This window comes from Neorhizobium sp. CSC1952, from assembly GCF_030378245.1.
In the GTDB taxonomy this organism is placed as follows: domain Bacteria; phylum Pseudomonadota; class Alphaproteobacteria; order Rhizobiales; family Rhizobiaceae; genus Neorhizobium; species Neorhizobium oryzae_A.
On the sequence record NZ_CP128416.1, the window covers coordinates 972,169 to 998,896 of the forward strand.

A 26,728-nucleotide genomic window follows, 5' to 3' on the forward strand; every position below is an offset into this window, starting at 1 on the left:
CGTCGAGCTCAATGAGCACGTGAGGATGTACGGCTTGCGTGTCGTACGGCAGGCCGACGGACGGCATCTTTTATATGCCCCGCAATGCGGGAACCGCCACGCGGCTACCTTTTCCAAGCCGCTTGCCGAGCGCCTGACCGCCCTTGCCGTTGAGGCGCTGGAGGCGGTTCATGGACGATGACAGCCTTGAGAACAAGTTCAGGCTGGCCACTATTGCTCCCCTTGATCGCCGCATGAAGCGCAAGCATCTTGCCGTATATGGTTTCCTGCTCGACTGGTACCACCGCAAGTATGGTGACGCGTTGGCCAGTGTCCGTCACATTGTTGCGCAGCTGAAAGAGCGAGACCCCGCCGGCATTGGCCTATACACCGGTGACGTTCATTCCGCCCTCAAAGACCTTGAGGCATGGGGCTACATCACCGCTGATGTCGGCGTTGGCCGACGTGCCTCCCGCTATGTGCCCGTTTGGGCGCACGGTTCTAGCGTTCGGGAAATTCCGAACACTATAGAAGATGAAATTAGCGTTCGGGAAAACCAGAACACAAGCGTTCGGGAAAACCAGAACACTACGAGCGATAGCGTTCATAAAACCCAGAACGAAGACCCACCTACCCGGACCCGTCTACAAGACGGGGTTACGGGGATAGGTGGAGATGATTGCGCCCCGGCTACGCCGCCGCTTCCGGTTGGCCTGGAGGCCACCGGCGCGGGTGGTGCGCAAGGGGGATTTGAAGAGCTTTGGAAAACCTATTTTCCGAAGCGAGGCCAAGGCGACAAGAAGAAAGCTCGATCGGCATATGAGGCTCTAGCGCCCGATGCTGACCTTCATTCTTCTCTGCTGGATTCGGCGAGGGCGTGGTTTGAAGCATGGCAGGCGCAAGGCAAGCCCGACGCCCCGCGCAAGCATCTGGACACTTGGCTGACCGGTGAGCACTATGAATGCGACCCGCCAGCCGCATACAAGCCGAGGGAGCGGAAGGCAAAAGCTAATGCCAAGCCGAGGCCAGAACAACCAGCGCCCGTTGCCGCGAATGATGACTGGCCTATGATTTGCGACGTCGGGCCATTCAGTCCATTCGGAACATTTTACGCGACGATCACCGGAAGTAAGGTCGAGCAGGTGGATTATTCCACGCAAAAAGTCGTCCTGGATTTGACGTGGAGCGACAGAGGATCCGGTCCCGATGTTCAGCACACCTTTTACTATGAGCACACGGATCCGGCGATCCAAGAGCGCGGGCAGAAGTTCATTAGGAGGCTTGCCGATTGCCTGGACATCGACGAACTGACCGACACCAACCAACTCCACGATAGGCGCATCAAATGCACAATCAACGATCGTCTCGCGATCTCCTACAGTCGAGCAGCGTGAGGAAGTGATGGAATACAGCGATTTCTACAACGCCACCAAGGACGCCTTCATCGACGCAATGGCCCTGTCGGCCGGCCACTTCGTGGTCATGAAAAACTTGGCATCGAGTGGGCCAAATATCAGCCGACCATTCGCTAGAACGGGAATGTCCCAAAATATCGCGAGCGGCTGATTGGTCGCTGCCTCAGTCATTTATCTACCCCCGATGACGACGAGGGCGTTTCCTCGACTTCGCCTTGTAGCATGTCGACGCAAGCTTGACCACATCAGCATCCATAGGAGGATAGCATGACATTAGCAGACACCGATCGCCCCTACCGTGGCCGGCGCATAAGCTGGGCGGAGTTCTATGCGCAGCGGCCGGACCTGAGGGCGGCGAATGATAACAAATCGGTGGATAGCGAGGCTATCAAATCGCCGGGAGGCACAAAGGAGTGATATACAGTCGGCAATTAACCATGCACAAGTTTCGAGGTCGCTTTGATAGGGTTAGACGAAACGGAGCTAGCGACATTCCGACTTTTTCACCCCCACGCTTTCGAAAAAATGGCAACTGCATTTGCAGGAAACGCCAGATTTGTACATTACACGAGCGCTGACACAGCGTTGAAGATCATCCAGAACGAAGAGGTCTGGATGCGTAAGTCTACTTGCATGAATGACTTCAACGAAATTGAGCACGGTTTCAATTGTCTTAGCCGAGCCTACAAAGAGCACAAGGATAGGTTTGAAAGCATTTTCGAAAGCCGCTTTCCGGGTTTCTGTAAGAAGGTGGAGGATTACTTCAACGGATGGCTCCCAAGCATTCGAAACAGCACGTACATCTCTTGCATCTCAGAACATGAGGCTTCAGAAGACATCAACGGTCGACTGTCTATGTGGCGAGCCTATGGCAGCCCACGCGGGGTCGCCATTGTGGTCAATGGCGCTCCGTTCTTGCGGCCAACCAATGCGCTGCAGGCGTACACATCACCCGTTGCGTACCTGAGCGAAGAGCAGTTTACGAACGAATTCGCAAATCTAATGGAAGGGTTCGAGCAGGGCGGCTCGCTACTATCCCAGCTTTCGGAGGAGCAGCTAATCTCCAATATGTTCGAGGTCTTCCGTATGGCGGTGCTTTGCACCAAGCACCCAGGCTTTGCCGAGGAGCGCGAATGGCGAATAATCTACAGCCCAAGTCTCCACGAATCGACGCGTATCAAGCCCGACATATTCACGTTCGACGGTGTTCCCCAGCGAATCTTCAAAATCCCACTCAAGAATGTGGAGGCGGAAGGCCTGTTCGGAATCGAGATACGGGAGTTGATAGACCGCATCATAATAGGTCCGACTGACTTCGCTGTGGAAATCAAGGAAGCATTGGGAATTGTCCTCGATGCAAAGGGCGTCGAGAACCCCTTAGGCAGGATTTGGATCTCCGACATCCCGCTCCGGAACTAACCCACCGGGGGCTTCTCTGAAGTCTCAGCATGCGCAGCCACGGAGCGGCGCGGTCCTCTTCCTTTAGCGCTAACACAGATTTTTGCCTCCCGCGCGCGCAAGCGCGCGTGCGAGAAAACATTGAGTTTTTTCGCGTTCGGATGATTGCCGGAGTTCGCGGATCATAAAACGAACAAGTTGTCAACAGTTATCTTGACAAATTTGTAAAAAACGTCTACAAAACAACCTCTACCGCGCATCTGCGCCGCCGCTTAAAAAGAAGCCCGAAGGGCCGGCAAACCCCGACACACGTCAGGAACCAAATGCCATTCATGACAGATGAAACCTGGACTCCGTCCAGGTATCGCATCGCCCTTGCCGTTTGGCAGCGGAATGCACCTCAAAGGGATTCTGAAGTTCTTCCGCGCAGAGCGGTGAAGACGGAAACGCCAAAGCACGCGGAACTATCCGCCAAACTTCGTAGCCTTCTCACATGGCGAGCAGCGAGCACGCCCGAGGATTGGAAGACCATTGCCGCCAATGACAACGTGGCGGGCGAAGGCGAGGAGATAGCGCCGCCAATTCTGGATTCGAAGCATGAGGTCAGACCGCGCATTTCCGAAATGATGGTGGCCATCAAGGACGTCGAGTTCGAGGAACGCCGACATGCGCGGCTCGGTGGCGGCGGAGAGTCCTACGTCGCGCCTGTAGGCGGCGACATTGAGCGCGGTCCTAATCTATCGCCTCGCCGCCGGAGGAAGCCGGCGCCACCCTGCATATGGCGCCTCGGTGGCCTGCGGTTGTCTAACGGCGCCAATGCGGAATGGGCGCCGATACGTACTGAAGACGGAGCATTGCAGATGGACTATGTCCGCATTCCAGTTGGCGGGATCATCGGACTTGGGCACCATAAGGTGCGCGATCGTTTCGGCAAACCCAAGGGAACGGAAGCCATCGACCCAGGCCGCGCCACGGTTGGTATCGGTGGGCATTCGGCCGGCGCTGTCGCATTCGCCGATCCGATCGAGCAGCGCCAGGAGAGCAATCGCATTCGGAATGGCGTGAAAACGGAGACGGCGGATATTCTTGATTTCGCCCTCGTCGCCGCGAACTTCCGTCAGATTGGCGAGCGGCTGGGCTATCGCGGCAAGAATGCGGAACGTAGGGGCAAGGCCGCGCTGATCGACGCCTGTGCCGAACTGGATGAGGTGTTGGCGGCCTAACCGTCCCCTTTTTGCAGATCAGGCGGTATTTACATAGGGAAGCAGTTCCCGACGTGTTCGACATTGGCCAAGCTTCGGCTTGGCCCCCTTTTTACCCTTTTCTCAATTCCCGAAAATTGGAGATCGCCATGACGAAAGGCGAGTATGTGGCGATGCTTGCGCGTCGCCTTGGCGAGCCGCTGCGCCATATCGAGCGGCACGTGGAACGTCTCCACGAGACTGGAATGGTAAAACCTGTTACAGGCTCACGCCGTTTCCCGCCCGAAATCGGCGAGCCAGAGGCTGTCACGATCCTTCTTGGCTTTCTCGGTTCCGAGAAGATTGACGACGCGCCGGCGGCAGCAACCAGGCTTGCTACGCTACGCAATGCGCAAGGGAACTCCATGAGTGAGTTCATGGGCGAACTATTGTTCGGTTCGCCCCGCCATATCGAGCACATGATCGTTCGGCGGGAAAGTGTTTCCCTGGTCGTCGACGGCCGGCATCATCTTTTCGGCGAACTCTCCGAAGCACCCGCACGCCTCGTCACCGGCGCCAGCCTCTCCGCAATCGCGGCAGAGCTCCAGGGAGCGGCGCCGAGCCAAGCGGACGCGGTGGCCGCAATAACAAGGTTGATGAAATGACCGATGTAAATGAACTACTCGACAGCCTGGCAGCGGCCGCGGTCGAGCAAAAAAGCTTTGCCGACCTGCTCGGTGAGCTTCAGCAGCGCCCGGACGGGCTCTATGACGTGCCGGCAGCAGCGTGGTCTGCCTATGCGGAAAGCCTTGAAGGATGCGCGACTCGGGAAGGCGCCCTTCGCTGGTTCAACAACCTCCTAGCCTCGACTAGGGCGGAGCAGAACGCCCAAGCCGCCGGCCTTTCCGGCGCTGACTTGGAAATCGCGGCGGCGCGTAAGATCGCAGCCAACCGCGCAAACATCAATGCGGCGCTCGCCGCAAATTACTGAAGGGAAAACGAAATTGACAAATCTTGCAGAAATGATCCGTGAAGTCGGCGACAAATTCAGCGCAACCGCCTCCGAGCTTAACAGTCGCATGCGCGAAATCGAAATGCAGTGGGACCGGTTTGAATCATCCCCAGCCGGCCGCGGCATGGCGGCCAATGACAATGGCTCCTCACTCGGGGACATTGTCGTTGCGAACCGCGATGTACAAGCGCTGACCTCCGAATTCCGCGGCACCGCAAAGGTTAAGATCAGCGAAGAACTCGCAGCTATCACCTCGGCGCCAGCGACCGTAGGCAACACCACATCGCCCGGCACGAGCCTTGTGCCGGCACATCGTGTGCCCGGCATTGTTACGCCTTTCGAACGAGAACTTCGCGTCCGCGACCTCTTTGCTCGCTCGCGCACCACGTCGAATTCGGTTGAATACGCGGTCGAAACCGGCTTCACAAACAATGCCGCTCCAGTCGCCGAAACGACCCAAAAGCCGACCAGCGATTTGACTTTCGAACTGAAGACCGCTCCGGTTCGCACGATCGCCCATCTATTCAAGGCGTCCCGTCAGATTCTGGACGATGCGCCGGCTCTTGCGAGCTATATCTCCAGACGCGGCGTGTATGGCCTTGAGCTTGTGATCGAAAACCAGCTGTTGTTCGGCAACGGTACAGGTCAGAACATCAACGGCCTCGTGCCGCAGGCCGCTGCATTTGCTCCTCCGTTCACTGGGGTAGCCGATACGGCGCTGGATCGCGTTAGCCAGGCCATCGCGCAGGTCGAAGCTACCAGCGCGCCCGTGAATGGCATCGTTCTTCACCCAACCGATTGGCGCGCGCTGATCGGCACGAAAGATGCCGACGAGCGTTACCTCGCCAAGGACGTGCCGTTTGGTGTCCAAGCTCCAACCCTCTGGGGTCTTCCGGTCGTTCGCTCTCTGGCTGTCCAGCAAGGCACGTTCCTCACCGGCTCGTTTAACGTTGGTGCTGAAATCTTTGACCGCATGGAAACGGAGGTGCTCATCTCGAGCGAGAACGTCGATGACTTCGAAAAGAACATGGTTTCGATAAGGATCGAAACGCGCCTGGCGATGGCTGTTTACCGACCTACCGCATTCGTCGTCGGCGATCTCTATCCGGCAGTAAGCTCTTAAGAGATAAGGCGGGGAGACTCCTGGGTTAGCGCAGGCGCCGAAGCACTTGGCCGCCCGCCGATTTCAGACATCGGCCAGGTGCAGCGCCGCCCGTCGGCTCGGTCACTCGCTTCAGCGAGGGCACACCCCTACGGGTTGTCTGAAAGTGTGAGGCCGACCGGCCAGAGACCGGCGGCGTCCACGATCTTTGCAAATCTTGTATAAAAAAAGTTTGTGCGATGCTCTTTGGACGGGCTTGGAAAATTCGAAAGCCGGCCCTTTTCGGGGACCGCGCGGGTCTAACGTACACAATGCTGCAATTGAAAATATGAGGGACCTCAGTGCTGCCCTCGCTTATGGGCGGACGATCGAACTACCTGCCTCCGCACCCTGGTGGAAATTTCATCGTCCCACACACCCATGACATGGAGTCCGGTTCCAATTGCGTTTTCGCTCAGGCTATCGGGAATCTTGGCATTAGGATCTCTACCGAAATCGAAAAGTTCGCTGGCACGCGCATATATCTCGACTGAATCAGCCAAGTAGCTCTCAAGATTGTGCTGCGCTACGATTCCTGCTGACCGATCCCGCTCAAGCCCTCGCAATCTGGAGCTCTGCACCTGCATTTCTCCGAGCAACGAGCCTAAAAATACGCGTTCGGAGGCATCCGAAAGCTCTACTAATTCTCGAAGAGCCGTAGCTGCCTCGAACGGAATCTCTGGGAATTCAGGTAACGGAACGCTTCTAGGTAGCGTCCAATCAACGCACTGGCGCACCAAGCTGTAAAGTGATCGTCCGTTAGTCTCTGCATAGTCACAGATAATGCTCAGATAGATTGGCAGCGTTGCCCGTGCTGCGGCTCGCTTCGCGTCGCGCCGATTTTTCTCAACCAGAACACCATGCTCTATTTGACGCTGGACGGCAGCGTCCGACGCCCTGATTTGATCCTTTACGGCGCGAATGCTCAGAGCGGCCGCAGTAACCGCCGCAAGGCCGGTTACCAGAGTTGTATCCACCCAAGACAGAGATCCAACGGCGGAAAGTGCATCGCCAATCACTTCGCCTGCCACTCGAAGCCGAAATACGAACATAACCTCCCGCCCGACGGCGAAGACCAAAAGACCACCGAAGAAGCCGCCGGTTGCGGCAAGAGCAATTTTCAACATTGGCGCATTGAAGCTTGCCTCCCCGCCTTGGTCCACATGCACCAGGCAGAACCAACAGGAAAATCATGACAGACAATTTCACCACCGCATCCGCGGCGGCGCACCGTTGTGCGCGCCGGCTGCTAAAGCAGGGCGTGCCGCCAACAGTCGCTGCCGACGGGCTGATTGCTCAAGGCCTCGCTCTCTGGGCCGCAGAAACGGGTCGGCATGAGGATGCGGCAGCCGCCTTAGTGGCCTGGACACTGATCAGGGATGCTGCCTGATGGCTGCCCAAGATTTGGAACGGCTTGTCGTTCAGCTTTCGGCCGACCTGACGCGATATGAACGCTCACTAGCTCGAGCCCAAGGCGTCACCAACAAGCGACTCGGCGCCATGCAGAGGCAAGCTACAGCAAGCAGCAAGGCGATCGCCGCCTCTTTTTTGCGCGCAGGCGCTTCGATCGGTGGAGCGTTTATAGGTGCGGCCGCAGCCAAGGAAGCGGTTGCGCTTTCTGATGCCGCCACCCGCATCGACAATGCGCTGAAGATCGCCGGCCAGTCGGGTGCGGCACTTGAAAAGACCTACGATTCTCTCTTTGCGTCGGCGTCGAAATACTCCGTTCCGCTCGAGGCGCTCGTCGAGCTCTACAGCCGCGTTTCGATCGTTCAGAACGAACTCGGCGTGTCGAATGAGCAAGTCGTGAAGCTCACCGACAACGTCGCGCTTGCCCTTCGCGCTTCCGGCAAGAGTGCGCAGGAGGCGTCGGGCGCGTTGCTGCAGTTGAGCCAGGCCCTCGGCGGTGGCGTGGTTCGCGCGGAAGAGTTCAATTCCATCCAGGAGGGCGCGCTTCCAATTCTGCAAGCCGCGGCTGCCGGGATTACCGAAGCCGAAGGCTCCGTCGCCAAACTTCGGCAAATCATGCTTGACGGCAACCTGTCGTCTCGCGCCTTTTTCGAAGGCATCCAGGCTGGTTCCGTCGTTCTGGAGCAGCGTCTTCGCGGCTCCGTGCTGACGACGGCACAGGCCATGACGAATTTCAACAACTCGCTATTGAGGCTCGCCAAGGAATTCAACGCCTCCACCGGCGCAGGAGAGCGCTTCGCGACCAGTATTGACGGCGTGGCTCGGGCCATAAACGGCGTCGACATTTCCGGATTCGTTCAGAAGATTCAGGAAGCCAAGAGCGAGCTAGATAGTTTCCTCGGCGGCCTCGGCAACGCACAGATATTCAAGGATCTGAACGATCTTCTGGGCGTAACGGATGCTGAGGGCAATGTCATCAACCTTGACGCCGAGAAGGCGAAGGACGAGACCGCTGGCCTTGAGCGGGAGGTGAAGCTTCTCCAGGAGCGTATTGCGCTAAACACGGAGCTTGGCTTTGATAACACCGAAGCGCTAGCGAGGCTAGGAGAAGTCCAGCAGGCGCTAGCGAACCTTCGGGCGCAGGCGGCCAATCTGCCTGCGACGGTGCCTGGATACAGTGTTGGCAGCGGTGGCGTAGAGCCGAATACGGGCGGCACGAATGGCCAGATGGGCGGTTCTCGCATCCGTGGAGGTGCGAGGCGTCCACCTGTCGTCAATACGGTATCTATCGTCGACTTCCCGGCTGCTGCATCCTCTTCCGGCGGCTCCGGACGCAAAGCCCGCGGCGGGGGCGGTCGACGCGCCGACGACTACCAGCGCGAAATTCAGCAGATCAAGGAGCGCACTGCTGCATTGCAGGCCGAAACGGCTGCAATGGCGCAGGTCAATCCGCTCGTAAACGACTATGGGTTTGCGCTCGAAAAGGCCCGCGCCGAAAGCGACTTGCTTGCTGCTGCGCAGAAGGAAGGCATGGCAATCACGCCGGCCCTCAAGGCGCAGATCGAGCAACTGGCTATCGGCTACGCAAACGCAAGCGTTGCGGCTGAACAGTTGCAGGACTCGCAAGAGAAGGCGCGCCGAGCAGCGGACGATTTCAGGGACTCGGCCAAGGACATCACATCCGGGTTCATTTCCGACCTTCGGTCTGGCGTTTCGGCTGCGGATGCTTTGTCTAATGCCCTTAACAGGGTGCTGGACAAGCTCATCGACATCGGCCTGAACTCGCTGTTTGGGACCGGCGGTGGTGGTGGCGGTGGCTTACTGGGCGGCCTGTTCTCCATCTTCGGCTTCGCCAAAGGCGGCATCGCCTCGCGCGGCAAGCCGATGAAGACCTTCTCCCGCGGCGGCGTGTCGCGCTCCGCGGCAATCTTCGGGGAGGCTGGACCGGAAGCGGCGGTGCCGTTGCCGGATGGTCGGTCTATTCCGGTCAAGTTTCAGGCGCCGGCCATTCCAAAGCGCAGTCAGGCTGGGCAGCAGGGCGTGGCCGTCCAGGTGGGAGTCACCGTCGATGACGATGGCAGGCTGCAAGCCTACGTCAAAGACGTCAGCCAGCGCGAAGTTAGCGCAGCCGCTCCTAAGATCGTGCAGGCTGCAAACCAGAGCGCGCCGGCAGCCGTCACGCGGCATCAACAAACGAAAGCGGGAGGGGAATGGAGATTTCGATGAATCCAAAAACACCAGACACCGAAACCGAAGAAGACTTGCCGGCCGAAGCTCCGGCGGATGAAGGCGTCACCTTCGACGACGGCACGACCTTCGACGATGGAAGCACATTCGAATAGCCCAACTGCAAACTTTGCAGATTTCACCGGCCCGCTCTCACGCGGGCTTTTTCTTTGCTTGGAGTTTCCATGGCAACTGCAGCATATGTGTACCGCGACTTCGTCACCGATGGCGTTCCGTCGTCTGGAGCGCACAAACCACAAAAGTCAGACATCCGCCGACTCCTGACCGGCTATGAAGACATCGTCACCGCCTTCACCTCGACTGGCGGCCTGATCTATTCCAGTAAAGCCGCCCTCGATGCCGACCTGGCGCACGATACCAACAGCATGGCGTGGGTGATTGGCGATCCTGTCGCGGCGAACAACGGGGTCTATGGCAAGGTTGGTGCCTCCGGCACTGGTTCGTGGACGCGTCGCGCTGACTTGCCGTTCAGCTTCATCATCGCGTCTGACGTTGGAGACGGCACACCGAACGCCATTCGGGCCACGACGAGCATTCCGGTCAGCAACTCGGCGCTGGTGTGGATGAACATCGCGGACACGAACACCGGGTCGCCCGTCACTGTCTCGTTCAACGGCGGGGCAGCACTCACGATCAAGACCAATAGCGGCAATGACGTATCGTCCGGTGGCCTTATCACGGGCATGATCGTGCTCGGTATCGTGTCTGGGCCGACGTTCCGGCTGGTGAGCGATCAGGCGAGCGCAGCCATTGTGGCGGCGGCTGAAGCGGCCGCAGATCGCGCCGAAGAAGCGGCTGCAAGCATCAGCATCCGCAACGTATCCAGCCGGACTATGTTGAAGGCGCTGGACACGACCGTGACGACGCTGGCCTTTCTGCGCGAAGATGGACGTGAAGGCCTTTTCAAATGGACTCCAGGCGATTTTTCCACGCTTGTCGCCGCCGATTTGATGGAAGGCCTCTATCTCAAGGCCGACGATATTTCGGCTTCTGCCGGAGCATGGGTGCGGCATCATGACGGCGAAATCGATGTCAAATGGTTTGGTGCTGCCGGCGACGGCGTAACGGATGACACGGCAGCGATCAATGAAGCATTGCAGGGCGGAAATAAGCGCGTCTATTTCCCGTCCGGAGAATACAAGGTCGCGGGACCTTTGCGGGTTCATCATAATACCATGGTGGACATGCATCCGGCCGCACATATCACCCTCACGGGAACCAGCCTGTTCGTGAACGGGGATATCGGGAACGCAACCTATGCGGACGGATATAATGGCGATGGCAATATCACCATTCGCGGGGGACACCTTGACTGCACCACGGACCGCGCGAGCGGTTCCGGCCAGGCCGCGTTCGTTCAATTCGCCCATGCCGAAAACATCTTCATCGAAAATGTCGTCTGCTCCAGCCTCTGGCGCGGCCACTATATCGAACTGAATTCGATCAGGCACGGTCAGGTCCGAGGATGTGTTTTTTCCGGACAGGTTCTCGACGTCGGCGACAATGACCGCGACGCGATCAACATCGACTTCGCCTATGCCACGGGTTTCCCGCTTTTCGGTAGTTACGACAATACGCCGTGCGACGATATCCTTGTGGAAGGGTGCCTTTTCGATGGCGTCCAGTCTGGAGCCAGCACGCACGGCGCCACGGAACCTCCCATCTACCCGACGAACATTCGCATCATCGGCAACGTCTTCAAGAACATGACGCAATACGGCACGCGCGGCCGGTATTGGAAAGACGCCATCGTTCGAGGCAATACCTATTTCGGAACCGGCAGTCAGGCCATCCTATTGCAGACCTGCATCAACGCAAAGGTGAGCGAAAACACGGTCCGCAAGGCGGCTCAAGCGGTGAGCACCCACGGGATTCAGCTGCAGGCGTGCACTGACAGCGAAGCCACTCGAAACACCGTATCGAACGATGGCGAGGCTACGAATTACGTCAGTGCCCTTCGTGCGTTCTCGGGCACTCGAAACCGCTTCAGCACCGATGGATGCGTCGCCGGCTCCGACGCTTCATTCCCTATCGCCAACATCACGGAAGACGATGCGCTCATTGACGGCACCTTCTTCAAGACGCTGGCGGATGATGCCGCGTGGGCTATTGTGCCGCCGCATGGCAAGTCGCAGGGCACAGTGATTGTTTCCGTTGAAAGCGCAATCGTTCAGGGTCTTCGCGGCATCTTCTGGTACCGTGTCCTGACAACAGCGACCTTGGATCTAATCGCTCAAGCCGCCGGATCGACCGCAGCCAGGACCACGGGTGCGTTGACCGGCACGACTGGAACCGATGGATTGATGACGATTTCGGCTGCGTTGGACGGCAGGATTTACATTGAGAATCGCCGCGGCGCCGCCATAAATGTTGTGGTCCAATTTGTCGGATAAGAAGCCGCTGAGGCTGATATCCAATAGCCCCTCCTGATCTGAGCGGCGCACTCTATCAACGGCATAGCAAAAGGAAAACCCGTGAAGTGTGCGGCGGTCCTGGCGGGGCTGACTACGACGGCGGATTGCGTAGCCGCCCTGTTCCATCGAGCCCGGATGTAAGTAAGGAGAAACAAGAATGAAACTCGACAAAGAACAGGACCGCACAATTCGCCTTGGCCTTATTGAAAATTCACGGATCAACGGTGCTCTCGTCATGGTCGTTGCCGATCTCATCAGGCGCGTTCAGGCTGCGGAGGTAGAGAGGCCGGCGCTCGAAGAGAAAGAAGCTGCCTAATCAAAGGCGGGCGCGGCTACGGTCGCGCCTCAAGTCTTTGATGCTGGTAAGGGTGCTGGACACTCAAACCAGAATTCGAATAGCGGCTTCTGCAGCATATAGCCGCGGGTGATCTTGCATTGCCCACGGCCAGTATTGGTCAAATGCTGTTGTGCCGCGGCTTCCAGTTTTTGTTCTGGCGTCATCGTGTCGGCAAGGCCAAGCGTTGCGCCTTGTGCCATGCCTATCGAGACAATCTTACTCATGCTCGGTGCTACAAGCAGCGAGTCGTCGCTTTTGTGTTCGTACAGACGATAAGTATCATCCGGCATCGGCACGTGAATTACTGTTTGCCTGTACGATGAAACGCGCGACATGCTTTCTGTGGTCGCGCAGCCAACCAGGCACGCAGTCAAACTGACTGCGAAGGCAATTTTCATATACATGATGTTCCCCTCAAGCCCGCGTGAATGCTGGCATCTCCGATGCGGGTTGTCCAGGGTTGGAAATGCAACTCACTCCGGCGGATCGCCCCATTTTGACTTTGGCTGCCTACGTCGGTCGCGCTTCCACAAACCTAGCCGCTCCTCTCCGTCCGGTGCCGCAACATTGAAGCCCGCGGTTATTCCAAAATAACCATCGTAGAATTTCTTGACCAGCGGCACTGGCCTGCCATCATGGAGCGGATCGATCCTTGGGAAGCCGCTGCGCTCTAGTTGAGGGATAACCGTCTTGATCCACATAGCGGCGCGCTCTTTGCCAACGATGGCAACGGCAAGCTCGCGGTCTGTGGCGAACAGCGGCAGCTTAGAGAGGGCGTCACTCATTCTGCAGCGCCCGCCACTCGACGCCAGCGAGGAAGGCAAGCTCGAGGTCCTCGCGGCGCCAGCCCATTTCCGTATCAATAGGTGCGGTCGTGCGGGCATAATCGGCTGCCGCTGCTTCGGAACGGCTTGGCCTTTGTTCGACTTGTTGCTCTTCCATCTTTTCCCACCCCAGTGGGATGAAGGTAGATCGTGAGTTGAGCAGAAGTCAAGTTATCAGTCTCCTAACACCATGAAAGATTTGACAAATTTGTCAAGCTTCTTGGCGCAGCGATACGCCTGGACCTCCAGCGATGTCGCCTTCGTCGAGAAACGTGATACCGGCGGATTCTAACGCGGCTTGGATCTTGTCACGAGTTGCCGCAAGCAATCCGCCCCTTTCATTTTCGTACCGCGTAATGGTGGCGGTGGTGACGCCGGCCATCGACGCAAGCTCGCGCACGCCGATTCGCAAGGCGACTCGCGCCATTCGCAACTGTGCAGGCGTCATCAGTTATTACCCTGTAAGAATTGTATGACACGCGGTGTTGACTTCGATGGTGAGTCGAAGTTTAATCCTTATTACCCTGTAATATCTGCAGTGGCAACAAGGGGACAACAGATGAACGCGCACGTCGCAGTCATACCAGCAGCCGAGGATTCGCATAAATTGTCACAAGGGGCCGACGGCAATCGGACGTGTGAAGCTGACAAGGAACCACCAACGAGCTACCGGTTCGGATTAGGATGTCCGGTCCTCCTCGGCGGCAAGGTCTGGATTGTCGTCGATCGCCAACAAAGCTCGATGGGGAGGGAGATCTATGGTATTTATCGCCCGCGCGATATCCGGCCATATCGTTTGATCCTCGGACACGCGTTGGCACCCGCGCCGGTCGTCATGCAGGCCGTCGAGATTGACCGTCTTTTTACCATTGCGCATATGCTGAAAGGCCCTGACAGCCGTTATTTCCGACACAACGGGAGAGGCCCTACGCGTCAGGAGTTTGAAAGAAGCGAACCATGGCGTGTTAGCCTGCTTCGCCAGTGGTCGAGGATCCTGGCATCCGCTCACAAAGGCTGCATCGGAATGACACCCGGCATTTACACTTCTCTCGTCTAAGCCCCATGGCAAAGCTACCTCCGTCCTTCAGCCTGCAAGCCATCGAGATCCGCGCCGCACTCAATGAGGGTCGGACGGAAGACGCGAAGCGCATGGTGGTCGAGTTGCTGCGGGCGGGCAAAGCCGACCGTGTCGTCCAGGGTATTGCCGCCGATCTCCTCAAGCCGCCGAAGCGTGGTCGCGGCCGGAGGAAGGCCCTACCCCAGTTTTGGTATGATATCGGCTCAGCTTTTCACCAGATGAGGGATGAGGGCCGGAGGTACGAAGACTCCATAGCTGAGCTCGCCGAGCGTTTCGGGTTTTCGGAATCTCATGTGCGAAATTGCATCGCCGTATTCGACCGTGATGACGACGATCGTGAAGACCGCACGTAAATGGGAATTCTTTGCGTAAAAGCTGAAGCGTGAATCAGACATTGGTTTCCTTGCCACCACAGAGGAGACCGCGATGACTGCCACTGCCTTGGCTCAGAGAAGAAGATTGGAATTCGGCGCCGACCCGCGCCGGAGAAGATCCTTGTTGCATAGAGACCACCACAGAATAGGAGACGATATGACTAACCTTGGATGCCAAATTACCTTCTGGCCTGGCAATACTGTCCAGCCCTCCGCCGAGCTTCTGCAGTCAATATGTATCATGCGCAGCCGGCCGCCTCGTCTTCCGCGGCCCGCAAACGATAATCTGAAGGCTTCCGCGTGAGAGAGCGGCCCATTGCAGCCAATGACAATTTCCCGCCCAGACTTCTGACGAAGTCACAGGCGGCATCCTATTGCGGCCTGAGCCTGCCCACGTTCGGTTCTGTCTGCCCGGTGCGAGCAATCGCGCTGGGCGTTGGCGTGCGTATGGAGCGCTACGATCTTCGCGAGATTGACGCCTGGATTGATTCTCTGCGGGCCGACGGCAAGTCTCACAGGACCGCCGATGCACTCCTGGAGGCCCTATGACTGGCACCGTGGTGCGCGTGAAGGGCATCAAGAGGTACTTCGAGCCAAAAACTGGCAAATGGTATGCTTATCATCGCAAATCCGGCAAGCGCCTGAAGGCTGAATTCGGATCGCCGGAATTCTTCGCCGAGCTAGAAGCCATCAATGCCGAGGCCAAGAGCCAAGAGGCGAAACCAGGCACGCTGGCCGCCCTTATCGAGTCCTATCGCCGATCGGCCGGTTTTCAATCATTGAAGACCCGGACAAAGTCGGACTACCAAAAGGTCCTTGAATATCTGAAACCGCTTGGCCCTTCACCGCTCTCTGAGTTGTCGCAAGGATGGGTTGCGAGGCTCCGCGACAAGACGTTCGAGAAGAAGAAGCGGAAATTCGCTAATTATGTGCTGACCGTACTCTCTATCCTGTTTGAACATGCGATCGAGCAGGAGACGATGACCGTAAACCCTGTTTCGAAAGTGAAGCGAGTTCGCAAAGCCACCGATGCGCCTGAAGCGAATCGGCCGTGGATGGATTTTGAGCGGGAAGCGGTTGCGGTGGCTCTGCCGGCGCACATGCGCTTACCGATAGCATTGATGATGTATTGCGGCCTCGACCCTCAGGACGCGCTCACACTTCCGCGCACGGCCGTTTCCAAAGGCAGGCTGGATACTCGGCGCGGCAAGACCGGTGTTCCGGTGTGGGTGCCCCTTCCCTCGCCCGTGGTAGAGGCGCTGGAGGAGGAGCCGAAGCACCCGGCCACCACGTTGACCCTTTGCGCAAACAGCTATGGCAAACCATGGACTGTGTCCGGCTTCCGCGCTTCTTGGCGCCCGATTCGGCAGAAGCTGGAAGAGGAAAGCAAGATCCAGCCAGGACTGACGCTGAAAGGCCTTCGGCACACAGTCGCTACCATTCTTCGCGAGATGGGCAAGGATCACGCGACCATCGCCGAGATGCTCGGCCAGAAGACAGAAGCCATGGCCAAACACTATTCTCGTCGCGCCGACATGTCGAAGAAGATGGCCGAGACGGTTAGCGAATTCGAAGCTGAAGTGAACAGACGGAAAACGAAAAACGTCTAGATGCTCCGAAAAATGCGTCTAGACGAGATGGTTTCAAAACGGAATCAAGGAGCTAATATCTAGGCAAAACCAAGCGGTTAGGAGTGGTGCCCGGAGGCGGATTTGAACCACCGACACGCGGATTTTCAATCCGCTGCTCTACCAACTGAGCTATCCGGGCATCGAGGCTTCGACAAAGCCTTCCGGCCGAAGCCGGCGGGGGTCGTGTCCCCCGGAAGCGAGCGGGGTTATAACATCTTGTTCGGCCATGTCCAGCGCCACCATCCACTTTTTTGACAGGTTTGCGAAAATCGCAAATTCCCGAACAAAAACAGCAAGAGGCTTGACGGCCCGGCTCGCCTATTCGCGCTCGTCCGAGCGGTCCGCCTTGGCTTCGTCTTCCGCCACCGGAATGGCATAGGAGCCTTTCAGCCAGCGCGACAGGTCGAGCGTGCGGCACCGGTCGGAGCAGAAGGGATAGTGTTCGCGCGAAGACGGCTTGCCGCATTCCGGGCAAGGTCTGGTCTTCCTGAGCGGCTCGACCTTGCCGCCTGTCTTGATGGGTACGGATGCCATGGTTCTAAAGCATTCCTTTCTCTCGGCGACGCGGCATCAGGCGTTGGCGGGATGCCGGAAGAGCCTGCCGGGTTCAGCCTCAAGCCCGGCCTCAGCCCTCGGGCCACGCCGCCGCCACGTCGAAACCTTCGCCGGCCAGCAACGACGTCACTTCGTAGAGCGGCAGGCCGACGACGTTCGTGTAGGAGCCGACGAGCTTCTGCACGAAGGAACCGGCGATCCCCTGGATCGCGTAGGCCCCCGCCTTGCCGCGCCATTGTCCGGACGCGATATAGTTCTCGATCTCGCGGGTGGAAAGCCGCTTGAAGCGCACCTTCGTCTGCACGACCTTCTGGCGGAACTGGCCGCCGGGGGTGACGAGGCAGATGCCCGTATAGACCCAGTGGCCGCGCCCGGAGAGAAGATGCAGGGCGGCGGAGGCCTCTTCGGTATACTCGGTCTTTTCGAGAATGCGGCGGCCGACGGCGACCACCGTATCGGCCGACAGGATGTAGCTGTGCCGCCACGCCGGATCGCCCTTTACGGAGGCGAACGCGGCTTCCGCCTTTTCCGTCGAGAGCCTGCGGGCGAGCGAACGCGGATGTTCGGATTTCTTCGGCGTCTCGTCGATATCCGTCGGCATCAGCCGCGCCGGCGCGATACCGGCCTGATTGAGGAGATCGAGACGGCGCGGAGAACCGGAGGCCAGTATCAGCTTTTGTTCCAGCGCCATGAGAGCCCGCCGCGGATGAGAAAACTACTTGAAGCGGTAGGTGATGCGACCCTTGGTCAGGTCATAGGGCGTCATTTCGACCAGCACCTTGTCGCCGGCGAGAACGCGGATACGGTTCTTGCGCATGCGGCCGGCGGTGTGGGCAATGATTTCGTGCTCGTTTTCAAGCTTCACGCGGAACGTCGCGTTGGGCAGAAGCTCGGTCACGACGCCCGGGAATTCAAGGACTTCTTCTTTAGCCATCTATAGGGTTTCTTCCTGTGTTTGGATCGGGAGCGGGGGAAGCCTTCTTCGCCCGCCCGAAAAATGTGGGCGGAAACTACACAATCATGTCCGCTTTGTGAACCTCGCTTGAGAGCGATTCTCGATGTCTTTCAGGCAGTCTCGGCCGGATGCCCGTTCATTCCCGAGAGCGCTCCTCGATCGGATGCCGGAGACGACTGCGAACCTTGCGAACAGGGCGTCGGCGTGACGGCAAGGCCGGAGGCAATTCCCACGTTCGTCAAGCGTGTAGAGCCGATGCCGGCCTACTGCAAGTGGATATCGGGTGCCCGGAGCCTTTTTGCAATGGCTGCTCAACCCCGCCAGTAAAGCACGCAGACGAGGGTGAAGAGCCGCCGCGCGGTATCGAAGTCGACGCGGATCTTGCCGTCCAGCCGGTCCATCAGGGTCTGCGATCCCTCGTTATGGATGCCGCGCCGCCCCATGTCGATCGATTCGATGCGGCTCGGCGTCGAGGAACGGATCGCCTCGTAATAGCTCTCGCAGATCATGAAATAGTCCTTGATGATCCGCCTGAACGGCGTGAGCGAGAGGATATGGGTGGCGACATCCTCTCCCTTTTCCGTGGCGATGCCGAGCACCAGCTTGGAATCGACCAGAGAGAGCCTGAGCTTGTAAGGCCCGCCGGCATGGCCTACCGGCTCGAAGGAATTCTCCTCCACGAGATCGAAGATGGCGACTGCCCGCTCATGCTCCACATCGGGGGTCGAGCGCCCGATCGAGTCGTCCAGAACGACATCGGAGAGCCGGAAGTCCCCCTTCCCCATCCGTCAGTCCCCATCGTTCAAAGGGCTGGCACTCGAGAAGCTGTCATTCAGGGGGCTGGCGTTCAGGCGGATCGCGACGGAACGGGCATGGGCATCGAGCCCTTCGGAATGAGCAAGCGTGATCGCGGCCGGCGCGAGCTGGCGAAGCTGGTCCGGGCCGAGGCGCAGGATCGACGTGCGCTTGACGAAATCGAGCACCGAGAGGCCGGAGGAGAAGCGGGCCGAACGCGCCGTCGGCAGCACGTGGTTGGAACCGCCCACATAATCGCCGATCACTTCCGGCGTATGGCGGCCGATGAAGATCGCACCCGCGTTGCGGATGCCGGGCATCAGCGCGTCCGGATCGGCGACGGCGAGCTCCAGGTGTTCCGCGGCGATGCGGTTGGCGAGCGGCAGCGCTGCTTTAAGGTCGGGCACGAGGATGACGGCGCCGAAATCCCGCCAGCTCGCCGCGGCGGTTTCGGAGCGCGACAGGGTTTTGAGCTGCCGTTCGACCGCGCCTTCCACCGCCTTGCCAAGCCCGGCATCGTCGGTGATGAGGATCGACTGGGCGCCGGCATCGTGCTCCGCCTGCGCCAGCAGGTCGGCGGCCAGCCAATCCGGATCGTTTTCGCCGTCGGCGATGACGAGGACTTCGGAAGGGCCGGCGATCATGTCGATGCCGACGATCCCGAAGACCTGACGCTTTGCCGCCGCGACATAGGCATTGCCGGGACCGACGATCTTGGCGACCGGCGCGATCGTCCCGGTGCCATAGGCAAGCGCGGCCACCGCCTGGGCGCCGCCGATGCGGTAGATCTCGGTGACGCCGGCGATGCGGGCGGCCGCCAGCACGGCGGGGTTGATTTTTCCGCCGCTCGCCGGCACGACCATGACGAGGCGGGGCACGCCGGCGACCTTGGCCGGCACGGCATTCATCAGCACCGAGCTCGGATAGCTCGCGGTACCGCCCGGCACGTAAAGGCCGACCGCCTCGATCGCCGTCCAGCGGGAGCCCAGGCCCACGCCGATCGCATCCTCGTAGATGTCGTCCTTCGGCATCTGCCGGGCATGGTGCCGTTCGATGCGTTCGGCCGCGAGCTTCAGCGCATCGAGAACCTTGGGGGCCGTCTCGGTGACGGCGGCATCGATATCCGCCTCGCTGACCCGGATGCCGGTTCTCGCGAGATCGATGCCGTCGAAACGGGCGGAATAGTCGACGAGCGCCGCATCGCCGCGGGCGCGCACGTCGTCGATGATGGCGCGCACCACGGCATTGACATCCTCCGAGACCTCGCGCTTCGTCGAGAGGAAAGCGGAAAACTTCGCCTCGAAATCCTGCGATCCCTGCTCCAGCCAGATTGCCAAGCGGCTATTCCTTCCAAATTGAATGCGATGCCGTCCCTGCCAGGTTCCGGGAACCTACGGATGGCGGGGCCTCGACGCCGTTTCCCACGCGCCGCCGATATCCGCAAGAGCAACTTCGATGCATTCGACATCGAGCGCGATCGTGGCCTTGCCCGACAGCACCAGTTCGACCGTGCCTTCCGGACCGTCACCCTTCTCCGCGAAGGTGATCGCGAGCAGCGAAAGCACTTCGTCCTTCCTGTTGCGGTCGATGCCGGCCGAGCGCACCGCCTCGACGCGCTTCAGAACCAGGGCGGAACGGCGGCGCTCGAAGCCCTTGCGCTTCTCTCCGGCCTTTTCCCAGACGAAACGGTTCGCGGCGAGCGAAAAGGTCTTCTCGGAGGGCGACCAGCGCACGTCGCCCACCTTGAAGACGGCATCCTGCATGTGGGCGGAAATGACGCCTAAGTCGTCCTTGTCCAGGGCAAGCAATTTCAGCTCGGTCATCGCTTCAAATGTCCATCCAGAGTCGCGTTTTCACGCAGAAGTTCCTTGTCTGGACATAGGATGCCGAGGGCCAAGAAGCAACTGCGGCTCAGGCCGGGTAATCGGCCGAAAGGCTGATTTCCTCCCAAAGTTCGATCTGGGAGAGCCGCTCCTTCAGTTTCTTCGTTATGCCGTCATAGGCGACCGCGCCCAGCACCAGATGGCGCGGCGCCTCATCGGCCTCCGTCGCCGCGATCATCGCCTCGCCGGCACGCACGGGATCGCCCGGCTGCCTGCCGCTATAGCCCGAGGTCGCGCTCATGCGGGCACCGGCGGTTTCCGCATAATCGGCAATCCTGTTCGGCGTCTGCTTCAGCGAGCGTCCAGCCCAATCGGTTCGGAACGGGCCGGGCTCGACGCAGGTGACCCTGATGCCGAGCGGGCCGGCTTCCAGGCGGAGCGAATCGGAGAAGCCTTCCACCGCGTGCTTGCTGGCCGCATAGTAACCGGAACTCGGCAGGCCGAGGAAGCCGGCCATCGACGTGATGTTGATGATGTGGCCCTTGCGGCGGGCGCGCATGCCCGGCAGCACCGCCCGCGTCATGGCGAAGAGGCCGAAGACATTGGCGTCGAACATGGCACGAATCTCGTCCTCCTCGCCCTCCTCGACCGCGGCCTGGTAGCCGTAGCCGGCATTGTTCACCAGGACGTCGATATGGCCGAACCTTTCCTCCGCGGCCTTCACCGCTTCGGCGATCTGTTTTCCATCCGTCACGTCGAGGCCGAGCGCCAGCGCGTTCTCCCTGCCTTCGGCGAGATCGGCGACGCGGCTCCTGTCGCGGGCGGTCACGACGGTCGGCCAGCCGCGGTCGAGCGTGAGCTTGGCAAGCTCGCGGCCGAAGCCGGTGGAGCAGCCGGTGATGAACCAGACGGGCAAAGAAGAAACGTCAGCCATGGGAGGATCTCCGTAAGAAGCCGGATCAAAAAAATGAGGCGGGAAAGGCGATGGAATGTTTTGAATAAATAGAAATACAAAAAAGGACGGCAAGGGCAGTGCCTCGCCGTCCTTTGGAAATCTCCGCGTCCGGGTCGATTATTCGCTGACGCGTTCGACCACGGCGCCGCAGCGCGTGAGCTTTTCCTCGAGCCGCTCGAAGCCGCGGTCGAGATGGTAGACGCGGCTCACCATGGTCTCGCCTTCGGCGGCAAGGCCTGCGATGACGAGCGAAACGGAAGCGCGCAGATCGGTCGCCATGACCGGCGCTCCCTTCAGCCGCGGCACGCCCTCGACGCGGGCCTTCTGGCCGGAAAGCGAGATCTTCGCACCGAGGCGGGCAAGCTCCTGCACATGCATGAAGCGGTTTTCGAAGATCGTCTCGGTGATATTGGAAACGCCCGTGGAACGGGTCATCAAAGCCATGAACTGCGCCTGCAGATCGGTCGGGAAGCCCGGGAACGGTTCGGTGGTGATATCGACGGCCTGGATGCCGTTGCCGTTGCGCACGACGCGCAGCCCGGTTTCGGTCTCGGTGATGTGGGCACCGGCCATCCGCAGCGTATCCAGCGCATTTTCGAGCAGCGCGGCATCCGTGCCTTCCAGCGTCACGTCACCGCCGGCCATGGCGACCGCCATGGCATAGGTGCCGGTCTCGATGCGGTCCGGCAGGACGCGGTGGCGGGCGCCGGAAAGCGAGGTGACGCCCTCGATGGTGATCGTCCTGGTGCCGGCGCCGGAAATCTTCGCGCCCATGGCCGTCAAGCATTTCGCCAGATCGACGATCTCCGGCTCGCGGGCGGCGTTCTCGATCACCGTCGTGCCCTTGGCGAGCGTCGCCGCCATCATCATCACATGGGTCGCGCCGACCGAAACCTTGGGGAAAACGTAGCGGGCACCGACGAGGCCGCCCTGCGGGGCCGTGACGTTGACGTAACCGCCGTCGATCTCGATCTCGGCGCCGAGCGCCTGCAGCCCTTCGAGAAAGAGGTCGACCGGACGCGTGCCGATGGCGCAGCCGCCCGGCAGCGAGACGCGGGCCCTGCCCTCGCGGGCGACGAGCGGGCCGATGACCCAGAAGCTCGCCCGCATCTTCGAGACCAGCTCGTAGGGCGCGGTCGTATCGACGATGGTGCGGCAGGTGAAATGGATGGTGCGGGAATAGCCGTCTTCCTGGCGTTCGCGCCGGCCGTTGACGGCGATATCGACGCCGTGGTTGCCGAGGATGCGCATCAGGAGTTCGACGTCGGCGAGATGCGGCACGTTTTCAAGCGTCAGCGTGTCGCTCGTCAAAAGGGACGCGATCATCAAAGGCAGCGCGGCGTTCTTCGCTCCCGAAATCGGAATGGTGCCCTTAAGTTCATTGCCGCCGGAGATTCTGATGCGATCCATACGTTGTCACTCTTCCTTCTGCGAGCGCGAAAGGACGCGTCTTTAAACGAAATCCGCCGCAGCTTCAATGTTGGCTGAAATGCCTGCCCTGGCGCATAAGCTACGACGATTCGTCCGTTTTTGCGGCAGGCAATCCTTCCGTGGCGTCGGCTTCGCCGGCCCGGCGGGCACGGGCCTGCGTCTTGCGGCGCATGAGATTTTCCCGGAGCTTGGCCGCGGCACGGGCCTTCCGCTGCGCCTCGCGCGCCTCGGCCGCCCTGCGGGCGCGGGCGACGCGGGCCTCGCTTTCGCCTTCGGCCTCGGGATCGTGCGGTTTGTCGTCATTCGCCATAACCTTCCATAGCCAAAAAGCCGTTCCGGCGGAAGCGGAAGCGACGTTTTCCCCGTTCATGGCGAAGAACTTGGAATTTGCGGCTTGCGCTCCCGGTGAAGCTATGGCAATAGGCCGCTGCCGACGACGCGGTGACTTCGCGCCGGCCGAAAGCTGCTATAGCTCAGGGGTAGAGCACTCCCTTGGTAAGGGAGAGGCCGAGAGTTCAAATCTCTCTAGCAGCACCATTTTTCCCAGCGATGATCTCCCGAAAGCCGAGCCGGCTCGCGGACCTCGCTCTCCCCCGTCTCATTGCTGCCACGATGCGGATAATCTTAGCCGCGCATGCAACGGGTTGCCCCATTCATGCGTTGCGGGGCATCGGCTCGCCTTGCGCGAGCCTTGGAAATCGACTGCGGGTTCTCGTGCGGATGAACGGAATTCTTGATCGATGGAACAATCAATCGCTCGCCAGGCAGTTCCTGATTGCCGGCGGGCTGGTCTCCATCGCAGCCATGATGCTGATTGGCGCCTATGTGACGAGCCTCATCGAAGCGGCGGTCACCCGCAATTCCGCCGCCTCGACCGCACTCTACGTCGACAGCATCATCGCGCCGCTGCTACCCGACATGAAGACCAACAAGACCCTCGACGACGTGACCACCCGGGCCCTCGACGAAACATTCGGACAAGGCGCGCTCGGCGGCAAGGTCGTCTCCTTCAGGCTCTGGCGCCAGGACGGGACCGTTCTCTACGCCACCGACAAGAGCATGGCGGGCAGGCAGTTCGAACCGAGCCACGACCTGAAAACGGCGTTTTCCGGACAGATGGTCGCGCAGTTCGGACCGGCCGACGATCTGGAAAGCGAAGCCGAGCGGGCGACCGGCAGTCCGCTTCTCGAAATCTACAACCCCATCCTGCAGCCCTGGTCGGGCGAGGTGGTCGCCGTCTCGGAATTCTACGAGGTGGCGGACGATTTCCAGCAGAGCCTTCATCAGGCGCAGCTCAGAAGCTGGCTTGCCGTCGCGGGTGTCACACTCGCCTTCTTCCTCCTCCTGTCGGCCATCGTCTTCCGCGGCAGCCAGACGATCGACAGCCAGCGGCAGGCGCTGACGCAGCGCGTCGCCGAGCTTTCCTCGTTGCTGGCCCAGAACCGGGCGCTCCATGCGCGGGCGCAGCGCGCCTCCCAACGCGCAACGGCGCTCAACGAAAGCTATCTGCGCCGGCTCGGCGCGGACCTGCACGACGGCCCCGCACAGCTCGTCGCCTATGCGGCGCTGCGGGTGGACAGCAAGCTGCTCACCGACCCCAAGACCTCGCCCAAGGCGCGCGAGAAGGAGGTCACGACGATCAAATCGCGGCTGGACGAGGCGATGGACGAGATTCGCAGCATATGCAGCGGCCTGGTGCTGCCGCAGATCGAAACCGCCGAACTGCCGGATGTCCTGGAGCGCGCCGTCAACGCGCACCGGCAGCGGACGGGGCTCGATGTCGACCTATCGATGTCCAATGCCTCTCAATCGCTTTCGCCTTCCGCCAAGATCAGCATCTACCGGTTCGTGCAGGAAGCTCTCAACAACGGCTTCCGGCACGGCGGGGGCATCGGCCAGAGCGTGCGGCAGACTTTCGAGGACGGCCATGTCGTCATCGAAGTCGCAGACCGGGGGCCTGGCTTCGATCCCGCGTCCGTGCGGCCGGAAGGCCTGGGGCTCGCGGGCCTCAGGGAACGGATCGAGAGCCTCGGCGGCACATTTGACATTTCCACATCGCAAGACGGAACTACGGTCAGGATGTCCCTGAACGTGCAGGAGATGGAGCAGGCCTAATGACAGCCATCAAGATAGCGGTCGTCGACGACCACCCCTTGTTCCGGGAAGGCGTCACGCGCAGCTTCAGCGAAATCGAGGATTTCGACATCGTCGGCGAAGGCGGATCCCGGGACGACGCGATCCGCATCGTGCGGGACCTGTGCCCCGACGTCATGCTCATGGACATCTCCATGCCGGGAAACGGCCTGGAAGCGATCGGCGAAGCGCTCCGGCATTGCCCCGATCTCAAGATCGTCATGCTGACGGTTTCGGAAGCGAGCGACGACATCGCCAAGGCGCTCAAGCTCGGCGCGAAGGGGTACGTGCTCAAGGGCGTCGGATCGAGGGGCCTTGCGGAGATCGTCAGGACGGTCGCGTCCGGCGAGAGCTACGTCTCGCCTGCCCTCTCGGCCCGGCTGATCGCCGGCCTTTCGGCTTCCGTCGAGGCCGCCGAAAAGCCCGATCCGATGGCCGAGCTCACCGACCGCGAGCAGGAGGTCCTGCATCTGGTCGCATCCGGCCTCAGCAACAAGCGCGTCGCGCGGGAACTCGACCTGCACGAAAAGACCGTCAAGCACCACATGACCCGCATCCTCTCGAAGCTGAAGGTCTCCAACCGGACGGAAGCGGCGCTCGTTCTTCGCGATGCCACCGACCAGCGGTCAGCGGCCGAACGAGCGCAATCTTGAAGCGTCGGAAGGGGTCGCCGTCCGGTTGACGATGGTTCGCGAGCGGGAGTCGCGCATCTCGTAGCGGCCCTGCGAAATTCTTTCCGTCGTGCCGTTGCGATGGCGGACGGTGATCGACGCGCCGCGCGTGTCGACTTCGACATCCTGGACGGCGCGTGCAGGGGAAGCCGCGGAACGGCCCCGCAAAGAGGGACCGGTCGACCGCGAGACGGCGCCCTTGCCGGTTCCGTCCGGAGAGCCTTTTCCAGCCTCGGCGCCGACGCCTGTGTCCGCATCGGCATCTGCATCAGCGTCGGTGCCGGTATCGGAACCGGCATCCGGATCGCCGCCTTTTCCGGATCCACCGGAGGCCGAATTGCCGGACCCGGCGCCGCCGGCATCCGTTCCATCCGAGCCGGTGCCGCCGCCTGCATCGCTGCCGCCGGTATCCGTGCCGCCGGTTCCGCCGGAGCCGTTTCCATTTCCGTTGCCGCCACCGGCACTCTCGCCGTTGGAGTTACCGCCGCCGCTATTGCCGCTGCCATTTCCGCTACTGCTGCCACCGCCGCTGCCGGCACTGTCCCCGGCGGAGCTTCCGCTGCCGCCGCCATTGCCGTTACCTCCGCCGTTGCCGGAGTTGCCGCCGTCCTGGGCGGCTGCAGCCGGCGAGGCGAGGTGAAGCAGGCCATCCGCATCAATGACCACCTTGAAGGGCGTTACGGTCGCGACGATCGCCGTAAACGCGCCGCCCAATAGAAGCATTCTACGCGTAGGCATCCTCTTCTCCCGACATAGCGATATTCTGCATCTGTCGCGTCTCTCCATCTCCTGAGGAAAACCGGACATTTCCTCGATGGTTCCGCTTCGGGTCAAAAGGCCCGCCGATCGATAGGGCGATCGGCGGGCAGGTTCTGCGCTGAAAGGGACCGATGATCGCGCAGGAATCCGGCTTCCGTAAGTCCGTCAGGCGGCGAGCGCTCCGTCGCGCTCATCATGGGCCGCGGCGGG

At 60.3% G+C, this 26,728-nt stretch carries 32 protein-coding genes and 2 tRNA genes; 18 read left to right on the forward strand and 16 right to left on the reverse strand.

Annotation, left to right across the window (positions count from 1 at the left end):
• The first annotated feature begins 170 nt into the window (after window positions 1-170).
• From QTA58_RS05060 to QTA58_RS05090, 7 genes are all read left to right on the forward strand, one after another.
• Window positions 171-1,373, forward strand: a complete 1,203-nt coding sequence (locus QTA58_RS05060; RefSeq protein WP_289671950.1) for a hypothetical protein — start codon at window positions 171-173, stop codon at window positions 1,371-1,373.
• 7 nt (window positions 1,374-1,380) lie between these two features.
• A complete protein-coding gene (locus QTA58_RS05065; RefSeq protein WP_289671951.1) occupies window positions 1,381-1,545 on the forward strand; it encodes a hypothetical protein in 165 nt (54 codons plus the stop codon).
• Between the two features lie 374 nt (window positions 1,546-1,919).
• Complete coding sequence (locus QTA58_RS05070) at window positions 1,920-2,813, forward strand: DUF2971 domain-containing protein (protein WP_289671952.1); 894 nt, start codon at window positions 1,920-1,922, stop codon at window positions 2,811-2,813.
• A 311-nt stretch (window positions 2,814-3,124) separates the two neighbouring features.
• On the forward strand, window positions 3,125-4,015 hold the full coding sequence (locus tag QTA58_RS05075) for a hypothetical protein (RefSeq protein WP_289671953.1): 891 nt from the start codon (window positions 3,125-3,127) through the stop codon (window positions 4,013-4,015).
• 128 nt (window positions 4,016-4,143) lie between these two features.
• Entirely contained in the window at window positions 4,144-4,638 is a 495-nt protein-coding gene (locus tag QTA58_RS05080; protein ID WP_289671954.1) for a hypothetical protein, read from the forward strand.
• Complete coding sequence (locus tag QTA58_RS05085; protein WP_289671955.1) at window positions 4,635-4,964, forward strand: hypothetical protein; 330 nt, start codon at window positions 4,635-4,637, stop codon at window positions 4,962-4,964. Before QTA58_RS05080 ends, QTA58_RS05085 begins: the two co-directional genes overlap by 4 nt.
• Before the next feature lie 13 nt (window positions 4,965-4,977).
• Window positions 4,978-6,108 (forward strand): phage major capsid protein, encoded by a 1,131-nt coding sequence (locus tag QTA58_RS05090; protein WP_289671956.1) that lies wholly within the window; start codon window positions 4,978-4,980, stop codon window positions 6,106-6,108.
• Window positions 6,109-6,425: 317 nt separating this feature from the next.
• Here QTA58_RS05090 and QTA58_RS05095 read toward each other — a convergent pair whose 3' ends face one another.
• Complete coding sequence (locus QTA58_RS05095; protein WP_289671957.1) at window positions 6,426-7,253, reverse strand: hypothetical protein; 828 nt, start codon at window positions 7,251-7,253, stop codon at window positions 6,426-6,428.
• 65 nt (window positions 7,254-7,318) lie between these two features.
• Here QTA58_RS05095 and QTA58_RS05100 point away from each other — a divergent pair, with 65 nt between their 5' ends.
• The 5 genes from QTA58_RS05100 to QTA58_RS05120 all read left to right on the forward strand — a co-directional run bounded on the left by QTA58_RS05100 (window position 7,319) and on the right by QTA58_RS05120 (window position 12,513).
• On the forward strand, window positions 7,319-7,516 hold the full coding sequence (locus QTA58_RS05100; RefSeq protein ID WP_289671958.1) for a hypothetical protein: 198 nt from the start codon (window positions 7,319-7,321) through the stop codon (window positions 7,514-7,516).
• A complete protein-coding gene (locus QTA58_RS05105) occupies window positions 7,516-9,762 on the forward strand; it encodes a tape measure protein (RefSeq protein WP_289671959.1) in 2,247 nt (748 codons plus the stop codon). Before QTA58_RS05100 ends, QTA58_RS05105 begins: the two co-directional genes overlap by 1 nt.
• Complete coding sequence (locus tag QTA58_RS05110) at window positions 9,747-9,878, forward strand: hypothetical protein (RefSeq protein ID WP_289671960.1); 132 nt, start codon at window positions 9,747-9,749, stop codon at window positions 9,876-9,878. Before QTA58_RS05105 ends, QTA58_RS05110 begins: the two co-directional genes overlap by 16 nt.
• 69 nt (window positions 9,879-9,947) lie before the next feature.
• Window positions 9,948-12,176 (forward strand): glycosyl hydrolase family 28-related protein, encoded by a 2,229-nt coding sequence (locus tag QTA58_RS05115; RefSeq protein ID WP_289671961.1) that lies wholly within the window; start codon window positions 9,948-9,950, stop codon window positions 12,174-12,176.
• A gap of 178 nt (window positions 12,177-12,354) precedes the next feature.
• A complete protein-coding gene (locus QTA58_RS05120; protein ID WP_289671962.1) occupies window positions 12,355-12,513 on the forward strand; it encodes a hypothetical protein in 159 nt (52 codons plus the stop codon).
• A gap of 29 nt (window positions 12,514-12,542) precedes the next feature.
• Here the strand turns inward: QTA58_RS05120 and QTA58_RS05125 are convergent, their stop codons facing one another.
• From QTA58_RS05125 to QTA58_RS05140, 4 genes are all read right to left on the reverse strand, one after another.
• Window positions 12,543-12,938 carry a hypothetical protein gene (locus QTA58_RS05125; RefSeq protein ID WP_289671963.1) on the reverse strand — a complete coding sequence of 132 codons (396 nt, stop codon included), beginning with the start codon at window positions 12,936-12,938 and terminating at the stop codon, window positions 12,543-12,545.
• A 69-nt stretch (window positions 12,939-13,007) separates the two neighbouring features.
• Complete coding sequence (locus tag QTA58_RS05130) at window positions 13,008-13,319, reverse strand: hypothetical protein (protein WP_289671964.1); 312 nt, start codon at window positions 13,317-13,319, stop codon at window positions 13,008-13,010.
• Window positions 13,312-13,476, reverse strand: a complete 165-nt coding sequence (locus QTA58_RS05135) for a hypothetical protein (RefSeq protein ID WP_289671965.1) — start codon at window positions 13,474-13,476, stop codon at window positions 13,312-13,314. The genes QTA58_RS05130 and QTA58_RS05135 overlap by 8 nt, the downstream gene beginning before the upstream one ends.
• 93 nt (window positions 13,477-13,569) lie before the next feature.
• On the reverse strand, window positions 13,570-13,806 hold the full coding sequence (locus QTA58_RS05140; protein WP_289671966.1) for a helix-turn-helix transcriptional regulator: 237 nt from the start codon (window positions 13,804-13,806) through the stop codon (window positions 13,570-13,572).
• A gap of 111 nt (window positions 13,807-13,917) precedes the next feature.
• On the opposite strand from QTA58_RS05140, the gene QTA58_RS05145 reads away from it, so the two are divergent.
• The 3 genes from QTA58_RS05145 to QTA58_RS05155 all read left to right on the forward strand — a co-directional run bounded on the left by QTA58_RS05145 (window position 13,918) and on the right by QTA58_RS05155 (window position 16,420).
• Window positions 13,918-14,415 (forward strand): hypothetical protein, encoded by a 498-nt coding sequence (locus QTA58_RS05145; RefSeq protein ID WP_289671967.1) that lies wholly within the window; start codon window positions 13,918-13,920, stop codon window positions 14,413-14,415.
• 5 nt (window positions 14,416-14,420) lie between these two features.
• On the forward strand, window positions 14,421-14,789 hold the full coding sequence (locus tag QTA58_RS05150; RefSeq protein ID WP_289671968.1) for a hypothetical protein: 369 nt from the start codon (window positions 14,421-14,423) through the stop codon (window positions 14,787-14,789).
• A 566-nt stretch (window positions 14,790-15,355) separates the two neighbouring features.
• Window positions 15,356-16,420, forward strand: a complete 1,065-nt coding sequence (locus tag QTA58_RS05155) for a tyrosine-type recombinase/integrase (protein ID WP_289671969.1) — start codon at window positions 15,356-15,358, stop codon at window positions 16,418-16,420.
• An 84-nt stretch (window positions 16,421-16,504) separates the two neighbouring features.
• Here the strand turns inward: QTA58_RS05155 and QTA58_RS05160 are convergent.
• From QTA58_RS05160 to QTA58_RS05205, 10 genes are all read right to left on the reverse strand, one after another.
• Window positions 16,505-16,580, reverse strand: a tRNA-Phe gene (locus tag QTA58_RS05160).
• 179 nt (window positions 16,581-16,759) lie between these two features.
• Window positions 16,760-16,975, reverse strand: coding sequence for a DNA gyrase inhibitor YacG (gene yacG, locus QTA58_RS05165; RefSeq protein ID WP_085422313.1), 216 nt, complete (start codon window positions 16,973-16,975; stop codon window positions 16,760-16,762).
• A 91-nt stretch (window positions 16,976-17,066) separates the two neighbouring features.
• The gene (locus tag QTA58_RS05170) at window positions 17,067-17,687 is read right to left on the reverse strand and encodes a Maf-like protein (RefSeq protein ID WP_085422312.1); all 621 of its coding nucleotides are present in this window, start codon (window positions 17,685-17,687) and stop codon (window positions 17,067-17,069) included.
• 24 nt (window positions 17,688-17,711) lie between these two features.
• On the reverse strand, window positions 17,712-17,930 hold the full coding sequence (gene infA, locus QTA58_RS05175) for a translation initiation factor IF-1 (RefSeq protein WP_004435948.1): 219 nt from the start codon (window positions 17,928-17,930) through the stop codon (window positions 17,712-17,714).
• Between the two features lie 332 nt (window positions 17,931-18,262).
• Entirely contained in the window at window positions 18,263-18,736 is a 474-nt protein-coding gene (locus tag QTA58_RS05180) for a UPF0262 family protein (RefSeq protein ID WP_085422311.1), read from the reverse strand.
• Between the two features lie 3 nt (window positions 18,737-18,739).
• Window positions 18,740-20,083, reverse strand: a complete 1,344-nt coding sequence (hisD, locus tag QTA58_RS05185) for a histidinol dehydrogenase (protein WP_289671970.1) — start codon at window positions 20,081-20,083, stop codon at window positions 18,740-18,742.
• A gap of 54 nt (window positions 20,084-20,137) precedes the next feature.
• Window positions 20,138-20,569 (reverse strand): DUF2948 family protein, encoded by a 432-nt coding sequence (locus QTA58_RS05190; protein WP_085422309.1) that lies wholly within the window; start codon window positions 20,567-20,569, stop codon window positions 20,138-20,140.
• Window positions 20,570-20,657: 88 nt separating this feature from the next.
• Window positions 20,658-21,503, reverse strand: a complete 846-nt coding sequence (locus QTA58_RS05195; protein ID WP_289671971.1) for an oxidoreductase — start codon at window positions 21,501-21,503, stop codon at window positions 20,658-20,660.
• A 138-nt stretch (window positions 21,504-21,641) separates the two neighbouring features.
• Window positions 21,642-22,934, reverse strand: a complete 1,293-nt coding sequence (gene murA / locus QTA58_RS05200; RefSeq protein ID WP_289671972.1) for a UDP-N-acetylglucosamine 1-carboxyvinyltransferase — start codon at window positions 22,932-22,934, stop codon at window positions 21,642-21,644.
• Window positions 22,935-23,034: 100 nt separating this feature from the next.
• A complete protein-coding gene (locus QTA58_RS05205) occupies window positions 23,035-23,265 on the reverse strand; it encodes a hypothetical protein (RefSeq protein ID WP_289671973.1) in 231 nt (76 codons plus the stop codon).
• A gap of 152 nt (window positions 23,266-23,417) precedes the next feature.
• Between QTA58_RS05205 and QTA58_RS05210 the strand changes: the two genes are divergently transcribed.
• From QTA58_RS05210 to QTA58_RS05220, 3 genes are all read left to right on the forward strand, one after another.
• Window positions 23,418-23,492: transfer RNA gene (locus QTA58_RS05210), tRNA-Thr, on the forward strand.
• 183 nt (window positions 23,493-23,675) lie between these two features.
• Window positions 23,676-25,070, forward strand: a complete 1,395-nt coding sequence (locus QTA58_RS05215; protein ID WP_289671974.1) for a sensor histidine kinase — start codon at window positions 23,676-23,678, stop codon at window positions 25,068-25,070.
• On the forward strand, window positions 25,070-25,741 hold the full coding sequence (locus QTA58_RS05220) for a response regulator transcription factor (protein WP_289671975.1): 672 nt from the start codon (window positions 25,070-25,072) through the stop codon (window positions 25,739-25,741). The genes QTA58_RS05215 and QTA58_RS05220 overlap by 1 nt, the downstream gene beginning before the upstream one ends.
• On the opposite strand, the gene QTA58_RS05225 is transcribed toward QTA58_RS05220, so the two are convergent.
• The gene (locus tag QTA58_RS05225) at window positions 25,715-26,497 is read right to left on the reverse strand and encodes a hypothetical protein (protein WP_289671976.1); all 783 of its coding nucleotides are present in this window, start codon (window positions 26,495-26,497) and stop codon (window positions 25,715-25,717) included. The two genes, QTA58_RS05220 and QTA58_RS05225, sit on opposite strands and share 27 nt — an antisense overlap.
• Window positions 26,498-26,728 lie beyond the last annotated feature (231 nt).